Consider the following 19372-nt stretch of genomic DNA (forward strand, 5'->3'; position numbering starts at 1 on the left):
GTTAATAGCCATGGAGCCTTATTAACCGGCAATATTGCAAATGATGTAGTTGTTTGGGGAGGGTTAAAATGCGCGAGAAAAGAATAGTCCCGATTCTATATATGGCACCGGCCTTAGGTCTGCTGGCTTTATTTGTCTATTACCCCTTAATTCGAAATGTCGTAAATGGCTTTTATGAATGGAACCCATTTACATTAGATAGAAGATTTGTTGCCTTAGATAACTATGTACGACTGTTTAAAGACCCTGTTTTTTACAAGGTGCTGAAAAACAATTTACTATACGCTGTTATTTCAGTCATTTTTCAGGTGGGGCTTGGGTTAGTCATTGCAGCCATACTAGAAGATAAAATCTTTAGGAGATTTTCTACCTTCTTCCGGACAACCTTCTTCCTTCCGGTTCTTATCTCCATGACGGTGATTGGGATCCTGTTTAGTTTTATTTATAATCCTGAAGTAGGATTACTGAACAGTTTCTTAAGACTAATTGGACTAGGGGAATGGACAGAGGGCTGGCTGGGTAATGCCAACACAGCCATTTATGCAGTGATTTTCGTTTCCCAATGGCAAAGTATCGGTTATGCGGTCATGTTGTATGTGCTCGCGGTCCAAAAGGTCCCTGGCGAATTATATGAAGCCGCTACGATTGATGGTGCGGGGAAAATTCGTACCTTCTTTAGCATAACCGTTCCACAGGTGAAGGAAATGACATTTGTTCTATTAATCTATACAGTCACTGGATCCTTCCTAGTTTTTAGTGAAGTATATGTATTAACGAGTGGTGGTCCGGGGAACTCATCACAGGTGTTTAGTACATATCTTTATCAAAAAGCGTTTATTGATAATGAACCAGGATTTGCTTCCGCAATAGCAAACGTGATTCTTGGGATTACGCTGATCTTTTATTTCCTACAAAATAAATTCTTAAAAACAGGGGAGGAGTAGAAATGAAGCTGGTGGAATCACAGGGAGATTCGGTAAGACAAGATTCTAAGCTTGCAGAAAGAGTCGATCTAAACTTGAAATCTACTAAAAGCAAATCTGGCTTTTCCTTAGTTGTGGGACTGATTTTTCTCTTTTTACTCCTTTACTTTGCTGCCATTGCCTATCCATTGATTTGGATGATTATCAACTCCTTTAAAACGACCGCAGCCATTTTTAACGACAGCTGGGGTCTTCCAAAAGAATGGCTCTTTTCAAATTATACGACTGCTTGGGAACAAGGGGTTTCCAGTTACTTTATGAATAGTTTGATCATCACAGGCGGCACTTGTTTGTTGACGGTGATAGTCAGTGCCTTATGTGCTTATGGGTTGACTCGTTTCCAAATCAAGGGCGGGAAATTTCTGCTCTTATTCGTTTCAGCAGGTCTTATGTTTTCACCGCAAAGCAGTTTGATTCCTCTCTATGAATTGGTTCAAAAGCTGGGAATCTTTGATACGTATTGGGCGCTGATTCTAACATTTACTGCCTATCGAATTCCTTTAACCGTGCTGTTAATCCGTGCCTTTTTCCTTTCCATTCCGAAAGAGTTGGAGGAATCAGCCTATTTGGATGGGGCGAACAGTTTTAAGGTGTTCACAAAAATATTCCTGCCAATGAGCAGACCGATCTTGTTCACGGGTGTAATATTAACCGCTTATTATGCTTGGAATGAGTTTTTGTTTTCCATTCTTTTCATACAAACAGAAGACGTGAAACCAATTACCTCTGGACTCTTAGTGTTTAAAGGTGCCTTAAGTACGAACTGGGGTGTATTAATGGCTGGATTGGTTATTTCCGCCATTCCGCTAATTGCCGTCTTCCTCATGATGCAGAAGTACTTCGTCCGCGGCTTAGCCGAGGGAAGTGTAAAGGGGTAAGCTTGTTATAAAAGAATGACTGTGTTAAAGGGCATGTTAATCTTGTAACACTGTTGATTGGAGCGGAAGGCGCGAGACTCCTGCGGGAGTACGGAGCAGGGGAGACCCCGCAGGCGCTTTCATCGCCGAAGAGGCTTCCCGGACCGCCCGCGGAAAGCGAAGCGCCTGGAGCGGAAATCAACAACATTTATAAGGAGTGGACGCAATGTTGAATTTTAACAGGGAAAAGTACCTAAAGGTGACAGGCGGAGCCATTGGCCTGAGAGAAGAAATGGAAAGAGTAGTAGATAAAGTCTACGAAAAAGGATTTAAAAACCTATTCTTAATCGGTTCGGGCGGAGCTGTTGCAACGTTCTATCCATTTGAATTTATGGTGAACTCAACATCCACCATTCCAGCTTATGCAGAGATTGCTGCAGAATTTGTTTTACAAAATCATAAACAATTTAGTGAGAATTCACTTGTCATTCTATCTTCTCTATCAGGAACGACAGAGGAGACAGTCGCAGCAGCGAAATATTGTAAAGATAGAGGCGCAGCCACGATTGGCTTAACAGGTGAGTACAATCAGCCTCTTGCTGATATTGTTGACTTTCCACTAGTCAATTTTGCAGAAAATGATTTTGCGAGTGATTCCAATCAATTAGTGCTCTTCCACCTGCTTTTTAGACTCATGCATAAAAATGGAGATTTCCCTGAATATGAAAGATTTGCGGCGCAGCTTGAAACACTCCCGGAAAAGCTAATCGAGGCCAAAGAGCAGTTTGAAGCGAAAGCAGAAGCGTTTGCTATTGCCTATAAAGATGAACCCTATCACATGGTCGTTGGTTCTGGTAACACATGGGGCCGCGCTTACTCTTATGCGATGTGTGTATTGGAAGAAATGCAATGGATTAAAACCAAATCGATTCATGCCGCGGAGTTCTTCCATGGTACCTTGGAGATTGTGGAAGAAGATACGAGTGTCATCTTATTTAAAGGAGAAGATGAAACTCGCCCATTGATGGACCGTGTGGAGCAGTTTGCTGAAAAGTATACAAAGAAATTAACCGTGCTAGATACAAAAGACTATCCGTTAGAGGGAATCAGTGAGGAGTTCAGAAAGTATCTATCACCGATTGTAATATCTACTCTATTACAAAGACTAAGTGTACACTTAGAGGATAAACGTAATCACTCGTTAGAGATTCGTAGATATTATCGGACAGTAGCATATTAAAAAGCGGCAGGGGAAGGATGGAATCTTTCCCCTATTCACAAATGGGAGGGACAATTAATGAGATTAATAGCGGTTGGAGATAATGTAGTGGATTACTATGAAGATCGGGAGGAAATGTTCCCAGGGGGGAATGCCGTCAATGTAGCTGTTTTTTGGAAGCGCTATGGTGTGGAGGAAGTGTCCTATATAGGCATTGTTGGAAATGACGAAGAAGGCGATCATATTGTTAACTCGATAGCCCACGAACAGATTGATGTTTCCAGGGTAAGGAGAGTGTTTGGTCCATCTGGTGAAGCAGTTGTTACATTGGATGAGCGGGGGGACCGTATATTTGTCGGCTCGAACAAAGGCGGTGTACAGAACCAGCTGAAATTGAATTTTACAGAATCAGAACTAGCGTTCATCAGCACTTTCTCGCTGCTTCATACGAGTGTATTTAGCCGCTTAGAAAAAGAACTGCCAATACTTAAGCAGTATATTGATATCTCATTTGATTTTTCAACGAATTATGATGAGGATTATTTAAAGCTTGTCTGTCCATATATTAAATATGCTATTTTCTCTGGCGGGAGTTTAACAGAGGAGGAATGTGAAGCATTAATCACCCGTGTCCATCAGCTGGGAACACCTAATATTATTGTGACCAGAGGCTCTGAAGGATCGTTATTCTCCGATTCACAGAGAGTGTATAGACAAGGGATTATTGAAACAGAAGTAGTGGATACGCTCGGTGCTGGCGACACTTTTGTGGCGATCTTTTTAAAAGAATATGTCTTGTCTGGGAATGCCAAGGAAGCAATGGAGAAGGGGGCAGCGGCAGCTGCTGAAACCTGCCAGCGTTTTGGTGCCTTTGGCCATGGGAAAAAGCGCGGGAAACGGATTACCATTGGCTAAGATGAAGGATCAAGAAGAGGCTGACTCAAAAGGTCGTTGAATCACGACATTTTTGAGTCAGCCTTTATTGTTCAAAGTTCTACAGTAATATTTCCGCTCTGTTGATTGGAGTGGAAGGCGCGCAGACTCCTGCGGGAGTACGGGGCAGGGGAGACCCCGCAGGAGCGAATGCGACGAGGAGGCTCCCCGGCACGCCCGCGAACCGCTCGCGCCTGGAACGGAAATTAACAGACAAGGTTCAGAGTAATAAAAAAGGAAGTGCCCCTAAAAGATATACTTTGGGGACACCCTCTCTTTCTTATCCCCATTAAGGAAGTAAAAAAGCCCCCTAAGTCTCTAGGACTTAAAGGGAGCTTGATCGTTTTAATATTCAACTTTCCACATATATCTTCTTTTTGATAAGGGGTGATTACGAGCTTCTGCCAATTGTTCTGCATATCTGCGTAGAACATAATTTAATACAAGCGGTGCAATGTAACCTTTTAACTCTTCGTCAATGCCTTCTAAATCAAGTTCTTTTGCATCTAATACGACAAGTTTTTCGCCATATTTTTTCGAGAAGTCTAATGCTCTTTCATCAAGAGGACGTGTTTCATCGATGCCAAGGAGGATAATAAATGGTACTTCTTTGTCAATGATCTCAAAAGGACCATGGAAGTATTCACCTGAGTGGATGGCATTGGAGTGAATCCACTGCATTTCTAATAGAATACAAGTGGTGTAGGAATAAGCAATTCCATAGTTTGCTCCGCTCGCCATTGTATAAATGACTTTTTCGTCTTTGTATTGTTGACCAAATTGTGTGGCTCTTTCTGCAAATTGCTTTTCAGCTTTTTCAAAAGCAGCCTGGGTATTTGATAAGCTGTTAACCATTTTTTCAAACTTATCATTTCCTTCTAATACGTTAAGAACACCCATTGTTAGCTGATAAAGCAGGCCTAAGTTAGTATTGAAGGCAATGGACTCAGTACCCCATTCGTATTTAACGACAAATTCACTTTCCTGTGCTAGCGGGGAAGCCGGTTCGTTTGTAAAACCAACAGTTAATGCCCCTTTTTGGCGGGCAAATACGGCTGCATTGACTGTTTCAGGAGTCGTACCAGACATGGAGCATAAGATAACTAGTGAGTTTTCGCCAAGTTTTCTAGGGTTGCGATGAATGAATTCATTGGAGCTGTATACATCAGAAGGAATGTTTTTTGCTTCTCGGTCCATGATATATTTGTTTGGATACATGATTGCAGAGGACCCTCCACATGCAACAAAGTATACATGATTAATGGTACGGCCTTTCAAAGCATCTAACACGTTTTTAACCTGTGGATCTACAACTACTTGTGAGTTTACCATTCATTTTTCCTCCTTAGGACTTTTTGGTCTTAAATATAATAATACATTATATGATGTTATAGTATTATACATGATTGTAATTGTCAATCTATTTTGAAGATTAAATAATATATTTTGATAGAAATTAATACTAAATTGACTTATAACATAATATGATGTTATATTAACTTTAACTATCTTGTTAGCTGGAATTAATTTTTATATACTAATAGTATCAATGGAATTTTACGGAAGCGGCAGTTGAATAGATTCATCAAGGGGGTAGTTTCTTCCCCTCATTACTTATAACTAAATTAGGCAGGTGATTAATATGTTAAGACAGGATGATCAAATTCCTTTATATATTCAATTAAAGGAATCACTCCGCAGCTCTATTTTAAATGGAGAATTAAAGTACGGGGACAAGATCCCAACCGAAGCAGAATTGAGTGAGGATTTTAAGATTAGCAGGATTACCGTAAGAAAAGCGATTCTTGAGTTAGTGGAAGAAGGGTATCTGGTAAAGAGGCAAGGAAAGGGAACATTCGTAAACAAGCGGAAGATTGAACGGAAGATTGTCCACTTTCTTAGCTTTAGTGATGCTTGTAAGGCGAATGGCCTTACAGCCAGCAGTAAAGTGATTAAAAAGGAAATTATTCAGCCAACGGCAAAGGATAAAGAGCTGTTGCAGCTGGATGAAGGGGATGCCCTATTATTTATTCAACGGGTTCGCTACGCCGGCGATTCTCCGATTATGATTGAAAATAACTATTACTCCTATAAAAAATTTCATATTTTACTCAATGAAGACTTAGAAGGTTCGGTCTACAAAGTAATGGAAGAAAAGCTGAATATTAAGCCCCGTGGTTCCTGGGAGACGACTTTGGAGATTGTCCGGGCATCAGAGGATGAAGTGACATTGCTCAATACTTCAAGTGGTGAACCTCTTTTTTATATGGATACAACCGTTTATGATGAAAACAATGAGCCTGTACATCGCGGGAAACAGTATATTTTAGGTGATAGTTATAAATTTATCTTCCAGCAATAGCAGGAAAGGTAACATGAGCAATAATACATGAGGAAGTAGATCGAGATGAGGAAAACAATCAAAGATTGTTTATACATTTTGCTGGGTTCACTTATTTTTTCAATTGGAATCAATTATTTCACTATCCCAAACCTGTTGTCTGAAGGCGGTATTATTGGTTTAACCTTGATCTTCCATTATCTGTTCCACTGGTCGCCAGGGATTGTGAATTTTATCCTCAATACGGCACTCGTTTTAATTGGAATGAAGTTTTTGGAAAAAAGAGCGATTATCTATACGTTATTTTCCATTTTTTCTTGCTCTTTGTTTTTATATATGACAGAGGAAACGGGAAAACAGCTGACGGATGACACCTTATTAGCGGCGATCTTTGCTGGTTTATTGGTGGGAGGCGGTTTAGGGATTATTTTTCGAGCCGGCGGCACCTCTGGCGGGACGACGATTTTAGCGAGGATTGCCAACCAGTTTCTCGGTTGGAGTATGGGGAAGGGTATCTTAGTTATGGATATTATCGTAGTTGCCTGCTCGGTTCCTATTATTGGACTTGGGAAAGCGATGTATACGCTGATTGCTGTTTACTTAGGTGCTAAGGCGATTGATTTTATCGTCGAAGGGCTGGAAGAAAAGGTGGCCGTCCTGATTATCTCTAATTCATCTGATGTGGTGCTGGATGCGATTACGAATAAGCTATCACGAGGAATCACAGTTTTAGAGGGCCGCGGCGGATACACAGGTGATAATAAAGATGTTCTTTACATCGTTATTAATAAACAGGAAATTATCCGGTTGAAGAATTTGATTTATGAAGTGGATGAAAATGCCTATGTAACTGTCCATCATGTCCAAGAGATGATGGGAAAGGGATATAAGGTAGGTAAGACGAAAATGGTGAAAAGTATATAGTGGGTTGAGGGAGTGCTTCTGCAAGCACTCTTTCTTCTATTGGTAGAGGATTGAATAAGGTGGGCTGGTCTTTGTGACTGGTCTTTTTTAGTGAGGTTTGGTGAGAAAGACTCAGTTTTTTTGTGGATGGTATGAGGAGGACAATTTTTTCATATGATGATAGGGAAATGGTTATGAAGGTTGAGATGTAAAGTGAAGGAATGGCCTGAGTTATATAACAAGTTCCGTGGTGTTTTTTGCGAAGATGAGAGATTTTTGACTATTTTTAAAAAATAGCAAAGGAAAGTGAACATTTGATGACAAATCTCACAGACAATATTGACAATGTTATTGTTAAATAGTGGTGTATTGTCATAATTTGCAGTATGTTACTGGTAAGAGAGAATCCTTCGATAAGAGCTGTTTAAAACGGGGAGGTGCCTGAGGTCGTAAGCCAAATTTAGTGTGTAAATGAGCACGGCGAGATAATTCCAATTTTTATAAAGTTGGCTTGTCGACACAGGTTTGTAACAGTGCTATAATGAATTCGGTTACATATTTAATTAGTATGAAAATTTACAACATTGGAGGGGATAGACATGGAACTTAATGTATATCAGAATAATTATCTGATAGTTTTTGTGTTCCTATGTCTTGGTGTGCTGCTGCCTGTGGTGGCGTTAACTTTGGGGAAATTTCTGCGCCCCAATAAGCCGAGTGATGAGAAGAATACCACATATGAAAGCGGTATTGAGCCATTTCACGATTCACGTGTGCAGTTCAATGTCCGCTATTATATTTTTGCCCTGATGTTTGTTATTTTTGATGTAGAAACTGTGTTTTTATATCCATGGGCGGTGGCTTATGATAAGCTGGGGATTTTTGCACTCGTCGAGATGTTAATTTTTGTGGCGATGCTGCTATTAGGCCTGGTGTATGCTTGGAAAAAGAAGGTGCTACAATGGATTTAAGACTAGAAGATTTCACACCGGAAGAAGTAAGAGAGTTAGAACGAAATGTATTTTTTGCCACGCTGGAGCAAATTAAGGCATGGGCACGGAGTAATTCTTTGTGGCCGATGACATTTGGTCTGGCTTGTTGTGCGATTGAAATGATGGGCACCGGGGGAGCCAACTATGACCTTGACCGATTTGGAACGATCTTTCGTACGTCTCCACGACAGTCGGATTGTATGATTGTTTCAGGGACGGTGACGAAAAAGATGGCACCGATCTTACGCCGGCTATATGACCAAATGCCTGAGCCTAAATGGGTCATTGCGATGGGTTCATGTGCCACTGCAGGCGGGCCGTATGTAAAGTCGTACTCTGTGGTTAAAGGGGTCGATCAGATCGTACCAGTTGATGTCTATATTCCGGGATGTCCGCCAAATCCTGCCGCTTTAATATATGGTATTAATAAATTAAAGGGAAAAATTCGTTATGAAGCGAAGACTGGGAAGAAGGTGATCTAACCTATGAGCGGGGAGAAGGATCTCGAACAATTAAAGAAAGAGGCGGCCGCAAAGGCAAAGGCTGAGGCGTTAGCGAGGCGCAAGGCGAAAGAGGCTGGCGAAACGGCACCTCCACCTGCACCGAAACCAGAGGAAGCACCGGCGCCAGCACCTACTGCTAGTGCTGGTGATGATCTAGCAAAGAAAAAAGCTGCAGCAGCAGCAAAAGCAAAGGCGGCGGCGTTAGCAAAAAAGAAACGCGAAGGAATCACAGAGGAAGAGGCGCCTGCGACGGAGGAGCAGGCAGCTCAAGTAACTTCAGCTGGTGAGGCCGATGACCTAGCAAAGAAAAAGGCGGCCGCAGCGGCGAAAGCAAAGGCCGCGGCGTTAGCGAAAAAGAAACGCGAAGGAATCACAGAGGAAGAGGCGCCTGTTGAGGAAGCGCCAGCCCAGGCTGCAGAAACTGCTGCAGTAGATGATGCGGACGACCTCGCGAAGAAAAAGGCGGCCGCAGTGGCGAAAGCGAAAGCAGCGGCAGCAGCGAAACGCAAAGCGATGGAATTGGCTGGCGGTACTGCACCTGCTGAAGAAGCATCTTCTGAAGCATCAGACGATACGGACGACTTGGCAAAGAAAAAGGCGGCCGCAGTGGCAAAAGCGAAAGCAGCGGCAGCAGCGAAGCGCAAAGCAATGGAACTAGCCGGCGGTGATAGTGCGGCAGCGGATGAGGCTCCAGCTGGAGACGATGCGAAGGCAGCCGCAGCAGCGAAAGCGAAAGCAGCCGCGGCAGCAAAAGCGAAGGCCGCGGCAGCCGCAAAGGCCAAAGCAGCCGGAGGAGAAACTGCGGATGCTGGCAGCGATGATGAAAAGGCAAAGGCCATCGCAGCAGCGAAAGCGAAAGCCAAAGCGGCGGCAGCAGCCAAAGCAAAGGCAGCCGCGGGAGGAAAAGCGGGCGCTGCAGCTGAACCGGCAGCAGAAGCAAAACCATCCGTCAATCAGCCATACCTAGATAAGTATGTAAAAGTGATTGGAGAACACTTAGGTCCGGATGTTTTAGAAGATTCTTATATTAATAAACTATCCAAAGATGTTCCGACCCTTGTGGCGAAGCGTGATACATATTTCAAGGTAGCTCAATTTTTAAAATACAACGAGCTGCTGGGATTTGATTACCTGTCTGAGCTGCATGGAACGGATTTTGAAACACATATGGAAGTCTATGTTCACTTATACTCATACAAAAAGCGGCAATCGGTAGCATTGAAAGTGAAGATTGACCGAGATGAACCAACGATCGATTCCTTGCAGCCACTTTGGGCCGGAGCGAACTGGCCTGAATGTGAAGCATATGATTTACTTGGAATTAAGTTTAAAGGACACCCGGATTTGCATCGGATCCTGCTTGGAGAAGATTGGGTTGGCCATCCACTGCGTAAAGATTATGAACAGTATGATGTGGAGGTATAACCAATGATCAGAACAGAAGAAATGTTACTTAACGTCGGGCCTCAGCATCCAAGTACACACGGTGTATTCCGTTTGGTTGTAAAAATTGATGGGGAAATCATTACCGAAGCAAAGCCTGTCATCGGTTATTTACACCGCGGAACAGAAAAATTGGCTGAGAATCTGCAATACACTCAAATTATCCCTTATACTGACCGGATGGACTACCTGTCCGCCATGACCAACAATTATGTGATCTGTCATGCGGTCGAAACGATGATGGGAATTCAGGTTCCTGACCGTGCCGAGTACCTGCGGGTCCTTGCAATGGAGTTAGGGCGGGTTGCGAGCCACCTTGTGGCCTGGGGAACTTACGTCCTTGACCTTGGGGCAACAAGCCCATTTATCTATGCCTTCCGTGATCGTGAAATGATTATCAATATGTTAAACGAGTTGTCAGGCGCCCGCTTGACCTTCAACTATATGCGTGTTGGCGGTGTAAAGTGGGATGCCCCTGAAGGCTGGGTTGAAAAAGTAAGAGATTTTGTTCCATATATGCGTCAGGAGCTGAAAGGCTACCATGATCTTGTTTCCGGCAATGAAATCTTTTTAGACCGGGTAAAAGGTGTAGGTATCTATACGAAGGAAGAAGCACTACAATACTCTCTAAGCGGACCAAATCTCCGCAGTACGGGGGTAAAGTGGGATCTTCGTAAGGATGAACCATATTCCATTTATGATCGGTTTGACTTTGATGTCCCAACATCAGAGGACGGAGACTGCCTGGCACGCTACCACTTGCGCCTTGCTGAGATCAGTGAATCTTTGAAAATTATTGAGCAAGCGGTTGAGCAGTTCCCGGCTGAAGGGGAGATCATGGCGAAGGTCCCTAAAATTATTAAGGTCCCTAAGGGTGAAGGCTTTGTCAGAATTGAATCGCCGCGCGGGGAGATTGGCTGCTATATTTACAGTGACGGGAAGAAGGAACCGTACCGCTTAAAGTTTAGGAGGCCATCATTCTATAATCTACAAATACTTCCGAAATTACTAGTTGGTGAAAATATTGCTAATCTGATTGCCATTTTAGGGGCAGTGGATATTGTCCTTGGGGAGGTAGACGGCTAATGATTCAAGATTTGCTCCAATCCAGCCCTGGCTTGGTTAACTTTGGGATATTCTTTTTACTTGGTGTTATCTTGCTTTTAGTCGTTTTAGGTTTCGTTACCTACGGAATCTTAGCCGAACGGAAAGTAATGGGATATATGCAATTGCGTCACGGCCCTAACCAGCTCGGCGGCCGCTTTGGACTATTGCAAACGGTCGCTGACGTATTAAAGCTTTTATTAAAAGAGGATGTCATTCCGAAAGCAGCCGATCGTCCATTATTTATTTTAGCACCGATCATTGCGTTCGCACCGTCATTTATGGTACTTGCAACCTTGCCGTTTACTGATAAGTTCCAATTTGCGGATATTGGTGTCGGCTTGCTGTATTATATTGCTGTTTCCGGCTTAACTGTTTTTGGAATGCTGCTTGGCGGCTGGGCATCGAATAACAAGTACGCTCTCTTAGGCGGGATGCGTGCAGCGGCACAGATGATTTCTTATGAAATCCCGCTGGTTATGTCCGTGTTAGGGGTTATTCTTTTAGCAGGAAGTCTAAATTTAAATGATATCGTGGCCCAGCAAAAGCATGGCTGGTTTATTCTTTTGCAGCCAATTGGCTTTATTGTATTCTTTATCGCCTCGATTGCGGAATTAAACCGGACACCGTTTGACTTGCCAGAATCGGAAAACGAACTGGTTGCCGGTTACTTCGTTGAATATGCAGGATTTCGCTGGGCGTTCTTTATGCTTTCAGAGTATGTATATGTCTTTGGAATGTCGACGCTGATTACGGTCATTTTCCTAGGAGGATGGCTGGCACCATTTGCGTTCCTTAACTTTATCCCTGGAGCTGTATGGTTTGCCCTTAAATTCTGTTTCGTAGTCTTTGTTTATTTCTGGATTCGAAGCACACTGCCTCGTTTCCGCGTCGACCGACTGATGGAATTCGGCTGGAAAGTCCTATTGCCAATCGCCTTAGGAAACATCTTCCTAACCGCCATCATCAAATCACTATTCTTCTAAAGTTGGTGCCTGTCACCATTATCGACATTAACAATGTGGAAATGGTACAAATGGTGCCTGACACCAGAAATAAAAAAAGGGGTGAAAAACGTGCTTGGAGTATTTAAAGGCTTGAAATATACCCTGAAACAATTATCGCGCGAGAAGGTTACGTACGATTATCCGAATGAGCCGCTTCCGCTCCCGGACCGCTTCCGCGGAATCCAGAAGTTTTATCCGGAAAAGTGTATTGTTTGCAATCAGTGCATGAATATCTGCCCGACAGAATGTATTGACCTTACGGGTAAGAAGCATCCGGATCCAGCCAAAAAAGGAAAGATCATTGACACATACGATATTAACTTCGAAATTTGTATCCTATGTGACCTGTGCACAGAGGTTTGCCCAACGGAAGCCATCGTCATGACAAATAACTTCGAGCTCGCCGAATACAGCCGTGACATGTTATTTAAGAACCTGGAATGGCTGGATGAAAACGACGAAAACGTACGGCAGGTGAATAAACCATGACACTTTCAGGCGAATTCCTCGCATTTATGGGACTCGCACTCGTTGCCATTATCGGCGGCGTGCTGCTGTTAAACTTGAACAAGGTCATTCATATGGTCGTAGCCCTTATTTTCACTTTCGTGGCCATCGCGGGGATCTATGTTCTGCTTTCCGCAGAGTTTGTCGCAGCAGTACAAATCTTAATCTATTCAGGTGCGATTACGATCATTATGCTTTTTGGAATCATGTTAACAAGGCATAACGATGAAAGTGAACCGAAAAAAGAAAGACTGCGAAAATTCCTCCTGTTCCTGGGAGTAGTTGGTTTTGCCTTTGCGGTTTACATCGGCATCTACAATTTTGATATTGAGCAAGTTCCAACGAAGCTTCATGAAAACAACACGTTCCAAATTGGGCAGGCCCTATACTCAAAATATATTATTCCATTTGAGTTAACATCCGTGCTGCTGTTAGTTGCCCTTGTTGGTTCGATTGTCTTAGCAAAAAATGATAAGAAGAAGGAGGCGGATGAGGAATGAGTTCAGTTCCCGCTTCAGCCTTCCTGGCACTGGCATTAATCCTATTTTGCATCGGCTTGTACGGTGCCTTGACAAAGAAAAATACTGTTATCGTCTTGATTTCTATTGAACTCATGCTGAACGCCGTAAATATTAATCTGGTCACCTTCAGCAAATACGGCATTACACCGTCCATTACAGGTCAAATTTTCGCTTTGTTTTCGATCAGTGTCGCTGCAGCAGAAGCGGCCATCGGGCTGGCCATTCTGATTGCCCTATACCGCAACAAGAAAACTGTTAACATCGACGAAATGGACACGATGAAACACTAATAACGCTCATGGGTGGCAGCAGCCCTGTCACACCAAAGCGTATATTCGACCAAGCTTCGGGCAGCAGCAACTAAAAGCGCCCGAAGAGGGCATCGACAAAATTCGGATGGTCTGTTAAGTACCATCCAAGGGGTTGATAATATTGGAAAATGCATGGCTTATCCCGCTTTTCCCGCTATTATCGTTTTTGATCCTTCTTCTATTCGGTAAGCGGCTGAAGGAGGCGAGCGCATATGTGGGGATTCTCCTCACGCTCGCATCGCTGATTTATTCCATTTTGGTCTTATTCGAGCGCTTTTCAGAGCCAACCTACGGGACAAATTTTGAATGGCTCACGATAGGAGATCTGCATCTTACAGCGGGCTTCGAAGTCAATCAATTAAATGCACTAATGCTGGTGATCGTTTCGCTCGTAAGTTTCTTAGTACATACTTACTCCAAAGGGTACATGCATGGAGACGAGCGGTTCCCGGTATTCTACGCCTATTTAGGATTATTTACCTTTGCGATGTTAGGATTGGTTATTTCGCCAAACCTGCTGCAAACTTATGTTTTCTGGGAGCTTGTTGGGGTAGGTTCCTTCTTACTAATCGGTTTTTATTTTTACAAAGAAGAAGCGAAGGCAGCCGCTAAAAAAGCCTTTATCATGACCCGTATCGGGGATGTCGGCTTGTTCATTGGTATGATCCTTCTTTTCTGGGAAACGAAAAGCTTTGAATACAGCACGATTTTCCATTCCGTAGAAACTGGTGCAATACCTACATCAATGATTACGTTAATTGCGATCTTAATTTTTATCGGGGCCGTCGGAAAATCCGGTCAGTTCCCGCTGCACACCTGGCTTCCGGATGCGATGGAAGGTCCGACACCGGTTTCGGCCTTAATCCACGCTGCCACCATGGTTGCCGCTGGTGTCTATTTAGTCGCAGCACTATTCCCGCTGTTCCTAGCAAGCCCAACGGCACTGCTTACGATCGCAGTCATCGGAGCGTTTACCGCCATTTTTGCAGCAAGTATTGGGTTAGTGCAGACCGATATCAAACGCGTTCTTGCTTACTCGACCGTGTCACAGCTTGGCTATATGATGTTAGCCCTTGGCTCTGCCGGTTATGTAGCAGGTGTGTTCCACTTAATGACACATGCCTTCTTTAAGGCCTTGCTCTTCTTAGCGGCGGGTTCCGTCATTCACGCGGTTCACACGCAAAACATTGAGGAAATGGGCGGGCTTTGGAAAAAATTAAAGATCACCGGGCCGTTATTTTTAATTGGAACACTCGCAATCAGCGGGGTACCATTATTATCCGGTTTCTTCTCAAAAGATGAGATTTTAGCTGCTGCATGGGAAGGCGGACATCCAATCCTATTCTTGTTAGCGCTCATAGCAGCCTTCATGACAGCATTCTATATGTTCCGTCTGTTCTTCCTAGTCTTTACTGGAGAGGCTCGCGGAAAGCAAGAACATGTTCACGAATCGCCATCCAATATGACCCTGCCGATGATCATCCTTGGCGTCCTTGCGGTCATTGCTGGTTATGTGAATACACCATGGTTCGGAACCTTCCTTGGCGACTGGCTGGTGGACGGTAATGAAACACTTGCCCATCATGCAGAATCACATGGCCCTGTCTGGATTATGATCGCCGCAACGCTTGTATCATTAGCAGGAATCTTCCTTGCTTACTTGATGTACTATAAGCGTTCCGTCTCCCGCAACTGGTTAAGCGGTACAGGGGACACCTTGCACAGTATTTTATTTAATAAGTATTATGTGGATGAGTTTTATCAATACACCGTAGTGGCTGCTACGAAAGCACTCAGCTACTTCCTGCGGTTTATTGATGTCTTCCTCGTGGAAGGTCTCGTCAAAGGCGTGGTCGGGATTGTCCAAGGACTTGGCAGAGCCGGCTCCAAGCTGCAATCCGGACAGGTTCAGACTTATGGGGCGGTTGCCTTTATCGGTCTTGCACTGCTCGCCGTCATCTTTGCACTAACAGGGGGGTACTTACGATGAATTTATCAGCTGTTCTTTCAATCCTAGTATTCTCCCCGATACTCGGTATCATCGTCTTGGCCATGATGCCAAAATCAGTAGAAAAACCAATCAAAATCGTTGGCTTCTTAGCGACGTTACCGGCACTATTCCTGGCGTTGGCTTGCTATCTCCATTTTCAATGGGGAAAAAACCTGGCAGACTTCAATGTCGCGAAAGAGTGGATTCACTTCCGCGGCATGGGGACCGAGGAGCCTTACTTTGCCGTCAATTATGAACTGGGCCTTAGCGGCTTTCAGCTTCTGCTTGTCGTACTAACCGCCGTAGTGGCAACCTTGTCAGCGATTGCGGCCGCACGGTTTGTTAAAAAAGAATCGAAAGGCTATTTCATGCTTTTCCTTTTGTTAGAAATCGGTATGCTAGGTGTGTTTACCGCTGAAAACTTAATTTTATTTTTCATATTTTTCGAGATCACCCTTATTCCAACCTTCTTCTTAATCGGAAAATGGGGTTATTTTGAAAAAGAAAAGGCTGCCTTCAGTTTCTTAATCTACAACGGATTCGGCTCGGCCGTACTTCTGATTGTCATTATGATCTTGTTTGCAAAAACAGGTACCACCAACATTAATACGCTGACACAAATGATGGCAGATCCAAGTGCACCGCTCTCCGGTGACCTGAAAATGGGCTTATTAATTGGTCTATTGATTGCCTTCGGGGTGAAACTGCCAATCTTCCCATTGCACAGCTGGATGTTAAAGGTGCACGTTCAGGCGCCGCCATCGGTGGTTATGATTCACTCTGGGATTCTATTAAAAATTGGTGCGTACGGATTAATCCGTTTTGGCATGGGGATTTTCCCTAAGCAGTTTGAGACCCTTGCGACACTGATTGCTGTCCTTGGTGTGATCAACCTTCTTTACGGGGCGTTCCTAGCGTTCATTCAAACAGATTTTAAAATGGTCTTGGCCTACTCATCGATTTCCCACATGGGCATCGTGCTCATCGGTCTTGCGGCCATGAACGCGGCAGGTGTGCAGGGAGCGATTTTCCAAGTGGTATCGCACGGTTTAATCTCTGCGTTATTATTCTTTATCGTCGGTGTCTTGTACGAGCGGACCGATACGTCGCTTCTCGAGAATCTCGGCGGGATGGCAAAGGGGATGCCGCTCGCGGCTGGCTTCCTGCTAGCAGGCGGGATGGCCTCACTGGGACTTCCTGGCATGTCCGGCTTTGTCAGTGAATTTATGGCCTTCCTGGGGCTTTTCAAGGAAATTCCATGGCTTGCTGCTGTTGGAACCATCGGCATTATCATGACCGCAGCATACGTCCTGCGTGCCGTCTTAGGGATTACCTACGGCAAATCACACCGCGAGTTTACGGGTGTCGTCGACCTAAAAGGCGTCGAATTCATACCAGTAGTAGTACTAATGCTTTTAATCGTGTTAATCGGAGTATATCCAAGTGTGTTAAGTTCTCCGCTGCAAACAACACTAGAAACCATCATGTTAGGGTTAGGAGGGTGATGAAGAATGGATTTAGCGACATTGAAATCATTTAACTGGAGTGTCATGACACCAGAGTTCATCATCCTCGGTGTGGCCGCAGCGCTCACATTAATCGATTTATTTTTACCGAAAAAGCAAGACCGCCGCTTCCTTGGCTGGATTGGAATCCTCGGCATTTTGGCCGCCATCATATCGGTTGCATCGCTACTCAATACGGAAGCGACATCGATATTGGATGACAGCTTTACACTTGATGCCTTTGGCAAAGCCTTTAAATTAATCCTGCTTGTCGGGGCGGGGCTCGTCATGTTCCTTGCGGTCAGTTATGATGCAAAGGAAGGACTGGAAGATTACCGCGGAGAGTTTTATTACTTGTTCCTAACAGCCCTGCTCGGTGCTATGGTGATGACCTCGAGTGGTGATTTAATCACGTTATTTATCGGGTTGGAATTATTAACTGTTTCTTCTTATGTTTTAGCGGGGATCCGCAAGCATAACTTAAAGTCAAACGAGTCAGCAATGAAATACGTCATTAACGGCGGAATTTCCACCGCTATTACCTTGTTTGGGATGAGCTATGTGTACGGCTTAACAGGAACAACAAACCTGTACCAAATCTCGCAAACATTGTCAGCCGTGACAGATGCCCAGCATGCCTACCTGCTTGGTCTATCATTCTTAATGATCTTTGTCGGCCTGTCATTTAAATTGGGAGCGGCTCCGTTCCACATGTGGGCACCGGATGTTTACCAAGGGGCACCGACACCGGTGACGGCTTTCTTGAGTGTGATTTCTAAATCAGCCGGCTTTGTGATCGTCATCCGCTTGCTGATCGCGGTCTTTTACAATGCCGCACCAACAGGCGCAAACGGACAGGGCATCCTGTTTAAAATGCAAGACTACCTGGCAGTCATTGCCGCTGTGACAATGATTGTCGGAAACGTCGTCGCATTAAAACAGTCAGATATTAAGCGGATGTTCGCTTACTCCAGTATTGCCCACGCCGGATATTTACTGGTTGCGTTAACCACATTAAGCTCGAACATGCTGTTCTCAATCTGGTTCTACCTGCTTGCCTATATGCTCATGAACCTTGGTGCTTTTGCGGTCATCCAGCTGATCAGCGAGCAGGCTGGTTCGACGAAAATAGCCGACTTCGCTGGGCTTTACCGCCGTTCGCCAGTCCTTGCCGTCATCATGGGCATTCTGCTTATTTCCTTGGCAGGCTTCCCGGGCACAGCCGGATTCATCGGGAAATTAAACATCTTTGTCGGAGCCTTCTACGGTACACCGCACTATGTACTGGCATCGATCATGATTGCAACGACCGTTGTCTCGTATTTCTACTATTTCGGCGTCATGACGCAAATGTTCTTCCGCCCGGCAGCTGACGAGCGAAAACTGAACATTCCATTCGGCCTCGTCGTCGTCTTACTCGTTGCCGTCGTCGGTTCAGTCTTATTCGGAGTCGCGCCAAATATTGCACTAGACTTTTTAAATAATTTGCAATAATTTTTGAAAAAGGAACTCTAGCTGGGGCTTTATACCTTGGCTTGTCCTGGGAGTTTATTTCCCGGGGAAATAAATGAATCATCCTGGCGGCTGCTTTGGGGAAGGCAGCCGACCCGGAAAAGGGTTAAATAAGGGGTAAATATAGAAAAAGAAGAGGCTGGGGGAGCCTCTTCTTTTTTGTCCATATTTCATTACTCTGAAAATTTATCTTTGATTTCTCCGATGCCTTCCTTCACTTTGCCCTTCGCTTTATCAAATTTACCCTCTGCTTCCGTTGAACGGTCATCCGTTGTTTTCCCCCATTGTTCCTTTACTTCACCTTTGACTTGATCGACACGGCCTTTTACTTCTTCTTTATTCATCTTGTTTGCCTCCTTTATTTTTATACACTTCGTTACATCTATCTTAGTTGTTGTTAGTATCCTCTTTCATTTCTTTTTCTACATTATTCTTAATATCATTTAAGTTATTCTTTGTTTGCTTTATGTTTTCTTTAACCGAGTTTTTAGTACTGGTATCAACCGCATCTTTTTGCTGGCCGTCACTAACGCCATTGTCTTGGTCCACACCATCACCGCACCCGGCTAACCCGCCAAAAGTCAGTAACGCTGCTAATCCGCCAGCTAACAATGCTTTCTTCCTCATTGTTTCTCCTCCTTTTGTTATTTGGTTGTTGTGTATAATTCCCACGGAAACTGCTCACGAAACTCATTTTTTCAAATGTTTGAAACAAAACAGACCGGGTATACCATCTAGCAA

20 protein-coding genes are annotated in these 19372 nt (G+C 44.1%); 17 read left to right on the top strand and 3 right to left on the bottom strand.

Features of this window, described 5'->3' with window-relative positions; all coding sequences use genetic code 11:
- Positions 1-68: 68 nt before the first annotated feature.
- The 4 genes from CVD27_RS04540 to CVD27_RS04555 all read left to right on the top strand — a co-directional run bounded on the left by CVD27_RS04540 (position 69) and on the right by CVD27_RS04555 (position 3974).
- Positions 69-944, top strand: a complete 876-nt coding sequence (locus CVD27_RS04540; RefSeq protein WP_101646697.1) for a carbohydrate ABC transporter permease — start codon at positions 69-71, stop codon at positions 942-944.
- Between the two features lie 2 nt (positions 945-946).
- Positions 947-1861: a carbohydrate ABC transporter permease gene (locus CVD27_RS04545; RefSeq protein ID WP_101646698.1), complete on the top strand. Its 915-nt coding sequence runs from the start codon at positions 947-949 to the stop codon at positions 1859-1861.
- Positions 1862-2066: 205 nt separating this feature from the next.
- Complete coding sequence (locus CVD27_RS04550) at positions 2067-3080, top strand: SIS domain-containing protein (RefSeq protein ID WP_101646699.1); 1014 nt, start codon at positions 2067-2069, stop codon at positions 3078-3080.
- A 57-nt stretch (positions 3081-3137) separates the two neighbouring features.
- On the top strand, positions 3138-3974 hold the full coding sequence (locus CVD27_RS04555) for a PfkB family carbohydrate kinase (RefSeq protein WP_101646700.1): 837 nt from the start codon (positions 3138-3140) through the stop codon (positions 3972-3974).
- 363 nt (positions 3975-4337) lie between these two features.
- Here CVD27_RS04555 and CVD27_RS04560 read toward each other — a convergent pair whose 3' ends face one another.
- Positions 4338-5324, bottom strand: a complete 987-nt coding sequence (locus CVD27_RS04560) for an SIS domain-containing protein (RefSeq protein ID WP_101646701.1) — start codon at positions 5322-5324, stop codon at positions 4338-4340.
- Between the two features lie 310 nt (positions 5325-5634).
- On the opposite strand from CVD27_RS04560, the gene CVD27_RS04565 reads away from it, so the two are divergent.
- The 13 genes from CVD27_RS04565 to nuoN all read left to right on the top strand — a co-directional run bounded on the left by CVD27_RS04565 (position 5635) and on the right by nuoN (position 18613).
- Positions 5635-6354: a GntR family transcriptional regulator gene (locus CVD27_RS04565; RefSeq protein WP_101646702.1), complete on the top strand. Its 720-nt coding sequence runs from the start codon at positions 5635-5637 to the stop codon at positions 6352-6354.
- Between the two features lie 45 nt (positions 6355-6399).
- Positions 6400-7257: a YitT family protein gene (locus tag CVD27_RS04570; RefSeq protein ID WP_101646703.1), complete on the top strand. Its 858-nt coding sequence runs from the start codon at positions 6400-6402 to the stop codon at positions 7255-7257.
- Between the two features lie 578 nt (positions 7258-7835).
- Positions 7836-8207, top strand: coding sequence for an NADH-quinone oxidoreductase subunit A (locus tag CVD27_RS04575; protein WP_101646704.1), 372 nt, complete (start codon positions 7836-7838; stop codon positions 8205-8207).
- Complete coding sequence (locus CVD27_RS04580; protein ID WP_101646705.1) at positions 8198-8710, top strand: NuoB/complex I 20 kDa subunit family protein; 513 nt, start codon at positions 8198-8200, stop codon at positions 8708-8710. Before CVD27_RS04575 ends, CVD27_RS04580 begins: the two co-directional genes overlap by 10 nt.
- Positions 8711-8713: 3 nt before the next feature.
- Positions 8714-10156, top strand: coding sequence for an NADH-quinone oxidoreductase subunit C (locus CVD27_RS04585; protein ID WP_101646706.1), 1443 nt, complete (start codon positions 8714-8716; stop codon positions 10154-10156).
- A gap of 3 nt (positions 10157-10159) precedes the next feature.
- Positions 10160-11260 (top strand): NADH-quinone oxidoreductase subunit D, encoded by a 1101-nt coding sequence (locus tag CVD27_RS04590; RefSeq protein WP_101646707.1) that lies wholly within the window; start codon positions 10160-10162, stop codon positions 11258-11260.
- Positions 11260-12264, top strand: coding sequence for an NADH-quinone oxidoreductase subunit NuoH (gene nuoH / locus CVD27_RS04595; RefSeq protein ID WP_101646708.1), 1005 nt, complete (start codon positions 11260-11262; stop codon positions 12262-12264). The genes CVD27_RS04590 and nuoH overlap by 1 nt, the downstream gene beginning before the upstream one ends.
- A gap of 90 nt (positions 12265-12354) precedes the next feature.
- A complete protein-coding gene (nuoI, locus tag CVD27_RS04600) occupies positions 12355-12774 on the top strand; it encodes an NADH-quinone oxidoreductase subunit NuoI (RefSeq protein WP_101646709.1) in 420 nt (139 codons plus the stop codon).
- Positions 12771-13292, top strand: a complete 522-nt coding sequence (locus tag CVD27_RS04605; protein ID WP_101646710.1) for an NADH-quinone oxidoreductase subunit J — start codon at positions 12771-12773, stop codon at positions 13290-13292. Before nuoI ends, CVD27_RS04605 begins: the two co-directional genes overlap by 4 nt.
- Positions 13289-13603: an NADH-quinone oxidoreductase subunit NuoK gene (nuoK, locus tag CVD27_RS04610; protein WP_101646711.1), complete on the top strand. Its 315-nt coding sequence runs from the start codon at positions 13289-13291 to the stop codon at positions 13601-13603. Before CVD27_RS04605 ends, nuoK begins: the two co-directional genes overlap by 4 nt.
- A gap of 139 nt (positions 13604-13742) precedes the next feature.
- Complete coding sequence (gene nuoL / locus CVD27_RS04615) at positions 13743-15614, top strand: NADH-quinone oxidoreductase subunit L (protein ID WP_101646776.1); 1872 nt, start codon at positions 13743-13745, stop codon at positions 15612-15614.
- Positions 15611-17119: an NADH-quinone oxidoreductase subunit M gene (locus tag CVD27_RS04620; protein ID WP_101646712.1), complete on the top strand. Its 1509-nt coding sequence runs from the start codon at positions 15611-15613 to the stop codon at positions 17117-17119. The genes nuoL and CVD27_RS04620 overlap by 4 nt, the downstream gene beginning before the upstream one ends.
- Positions 17120-17125: 6 nt before the next feature.
- On the top strand, positions 17126-18613 hold the full coding sequence (gene nuoN, locus CVD27_RS04625; RefSeq protein ID WP_101646713.1) for an NADH-quinone oxidoreductase subunit NuoN: 1488 nt from the start codon (positions 17126-17128) through the stop codon (positions 18611-18613).
- Between the two features lie 191 nt (positions 18614-18804).
- On the opposite strand, the gene CVD27_RS04630 is transcribed toward nuoN, so the two are convergent.
- Positions 18805-18975 carry a CsbD family protein gene (locus tag CVD27_RS04630; RefSeq protein ID WP_101646714.1) on the bottom strand — a complete coding sequence of 57 codons (171 nt, stop codon included), beginning with the start codon at positions 18973-18975 and terminating at the stop codon, positions 18805-18807.
- Positions 18976-19018: 43 nt separating this feature from the next.
- Positions 19019-19258 carry a hypothetical protein gene (locus tag CVD27_RS04635; protein WP_101646715.1) on the bottom strand — a complete coding sequence of 80 codons (240 nt, stop codon included), beginning with the start codon at positions 19256-19258 and terminating at the stop codon, positions 19019-19021.
- Positions 19259-19372: the final 114 nt, after the last annotated feature.

It is taken from the genome of Neobacillus cucumis (genome assembly GCF_002860255.1).
Taxonomy (GTDB): domain Bacteria; phylum Bacillota; class Bacilli; order Bacillales; family Cytobacillaceae; genus Neobacillus; species Neobacillus cucumis_A.

Coding starts and splice junctions, on each gene's coding strand:
- CVD27_RS04565 (WP_101646702.1), top strand. CDS start 5,635: ATGTTAAGACAGGATGATCAAATTCCTTTATATATTCAATTAAAGGAA.
- CVD27_RS04630 (WP_101646714.1), bottom strand. CDS start 18,975: ATGAATAAAGAAGAAGTAAAAGGCCGTGTCGATCAAGTCAAAGGTGAA.
- CVD27_RS04570 (WP_101646703.1), top strand. CDS start 6,400: ATGAGGAAAACAATCAAAGATTGTTTATACATTTTGCTGGGTTCACTT.
- CVD27_RS04605 (WP_101646710.1), top strand. CDS start 12,771: ATGACACTTTCAGGCGAATTCCTCGCATTTATGGGACTCGCACTCGTT.
- CVD27_RS04580 (WP_101646705.1), top strand. CDS start 8,198: ATGGATTTAAGACTAGAAGATTTCACACCGGAAGAAGTAAGAGAGTTA.
- CVD27_RS04575 (WP_101646704.1), top strand. CDS start 7,836: ATGGAACTTAATGTATATCAGAATAATTATCTGATAGTTTTTGTGTTC.
- CVD27_RS04560 (WP_101646701.1), bottom strand. CDS start 5,324: ATGGTAAACTCACAAGTAGTTGTAGATCCACAGGTTAAAAACGTGTTA.
- CVD27_RS04550 (WP_101646699.1), top strand. CDS start 2,067: ATGTTGAATTTTAACAGGGAAAAGTACCTAAAGGTGACAGGCGGAGCC.
- nuoN (WP_101646713.1), top strand. CDS start 17,126: ATGGATTTAGCGACATTGAAATCATTTAACTGGAGTGTCATGACACCA.
- CVD27_RS04620 (WP_101646712.1), top strand. CDS start 15,611: ATGAATTTATCAGCTGTTCTTTCAATCCTAGTATTCTCCCCGATACTC.
- CVD27_RS04590 (WP_101646707.1), top strand. CDS start 10,160: ATGATCAGAACAGAAGAAATGTTACTTAACGTCGGGCCTCAGCATCCA.
- nuoK (WP_101646711.1), top strand. CDS start 13,289: ATGAGTTCAGTTCCCGCTTCAGCCTTCCTGGCACTGGCATTAATCCTA.
- CVD27_RS04635 (WP_101646715.1), bottom strand. CDS start 19,258: ATGAGGAAGAAAGCATTGTTAGCTGGCGGATTAGCAGCGTTACTGACT.
- CVD27_RS04555 (WP_101646700.1), top strand. CDS start 3,138: ATGAGATTAATAGCGGTTGGAGATAATGTAGTGGATTACTATGAAGAT.
- CVD27_RS04585 (WP_101646706.1), top strand. CDS start 8,714: ATGAGCGGGGAGAAGGATCTCGAACAATTAAAGAAAGAGGCGGCCGCA.
- nuoH (WP_101646708.1), top strand. CDS start 11,260: ATGATTCAAGATTTGCTCCAATCCAGCCCTGGCTTGGTTAACTTTGGG.
- CVD27_RS04545 (WP_101646698.1), top strand. CDS start 947: ATGAAGCTGGTGGAATCACAGGGAGATTCGGTAAGACAAGATTCTAAG.
- CVD27_RS04540 (WP_101646697.1), top strand. CDS start 69: ATGCGCGAGAAAAGAATAGTCCCGATTCTATATATGGCACCGGCCTTA.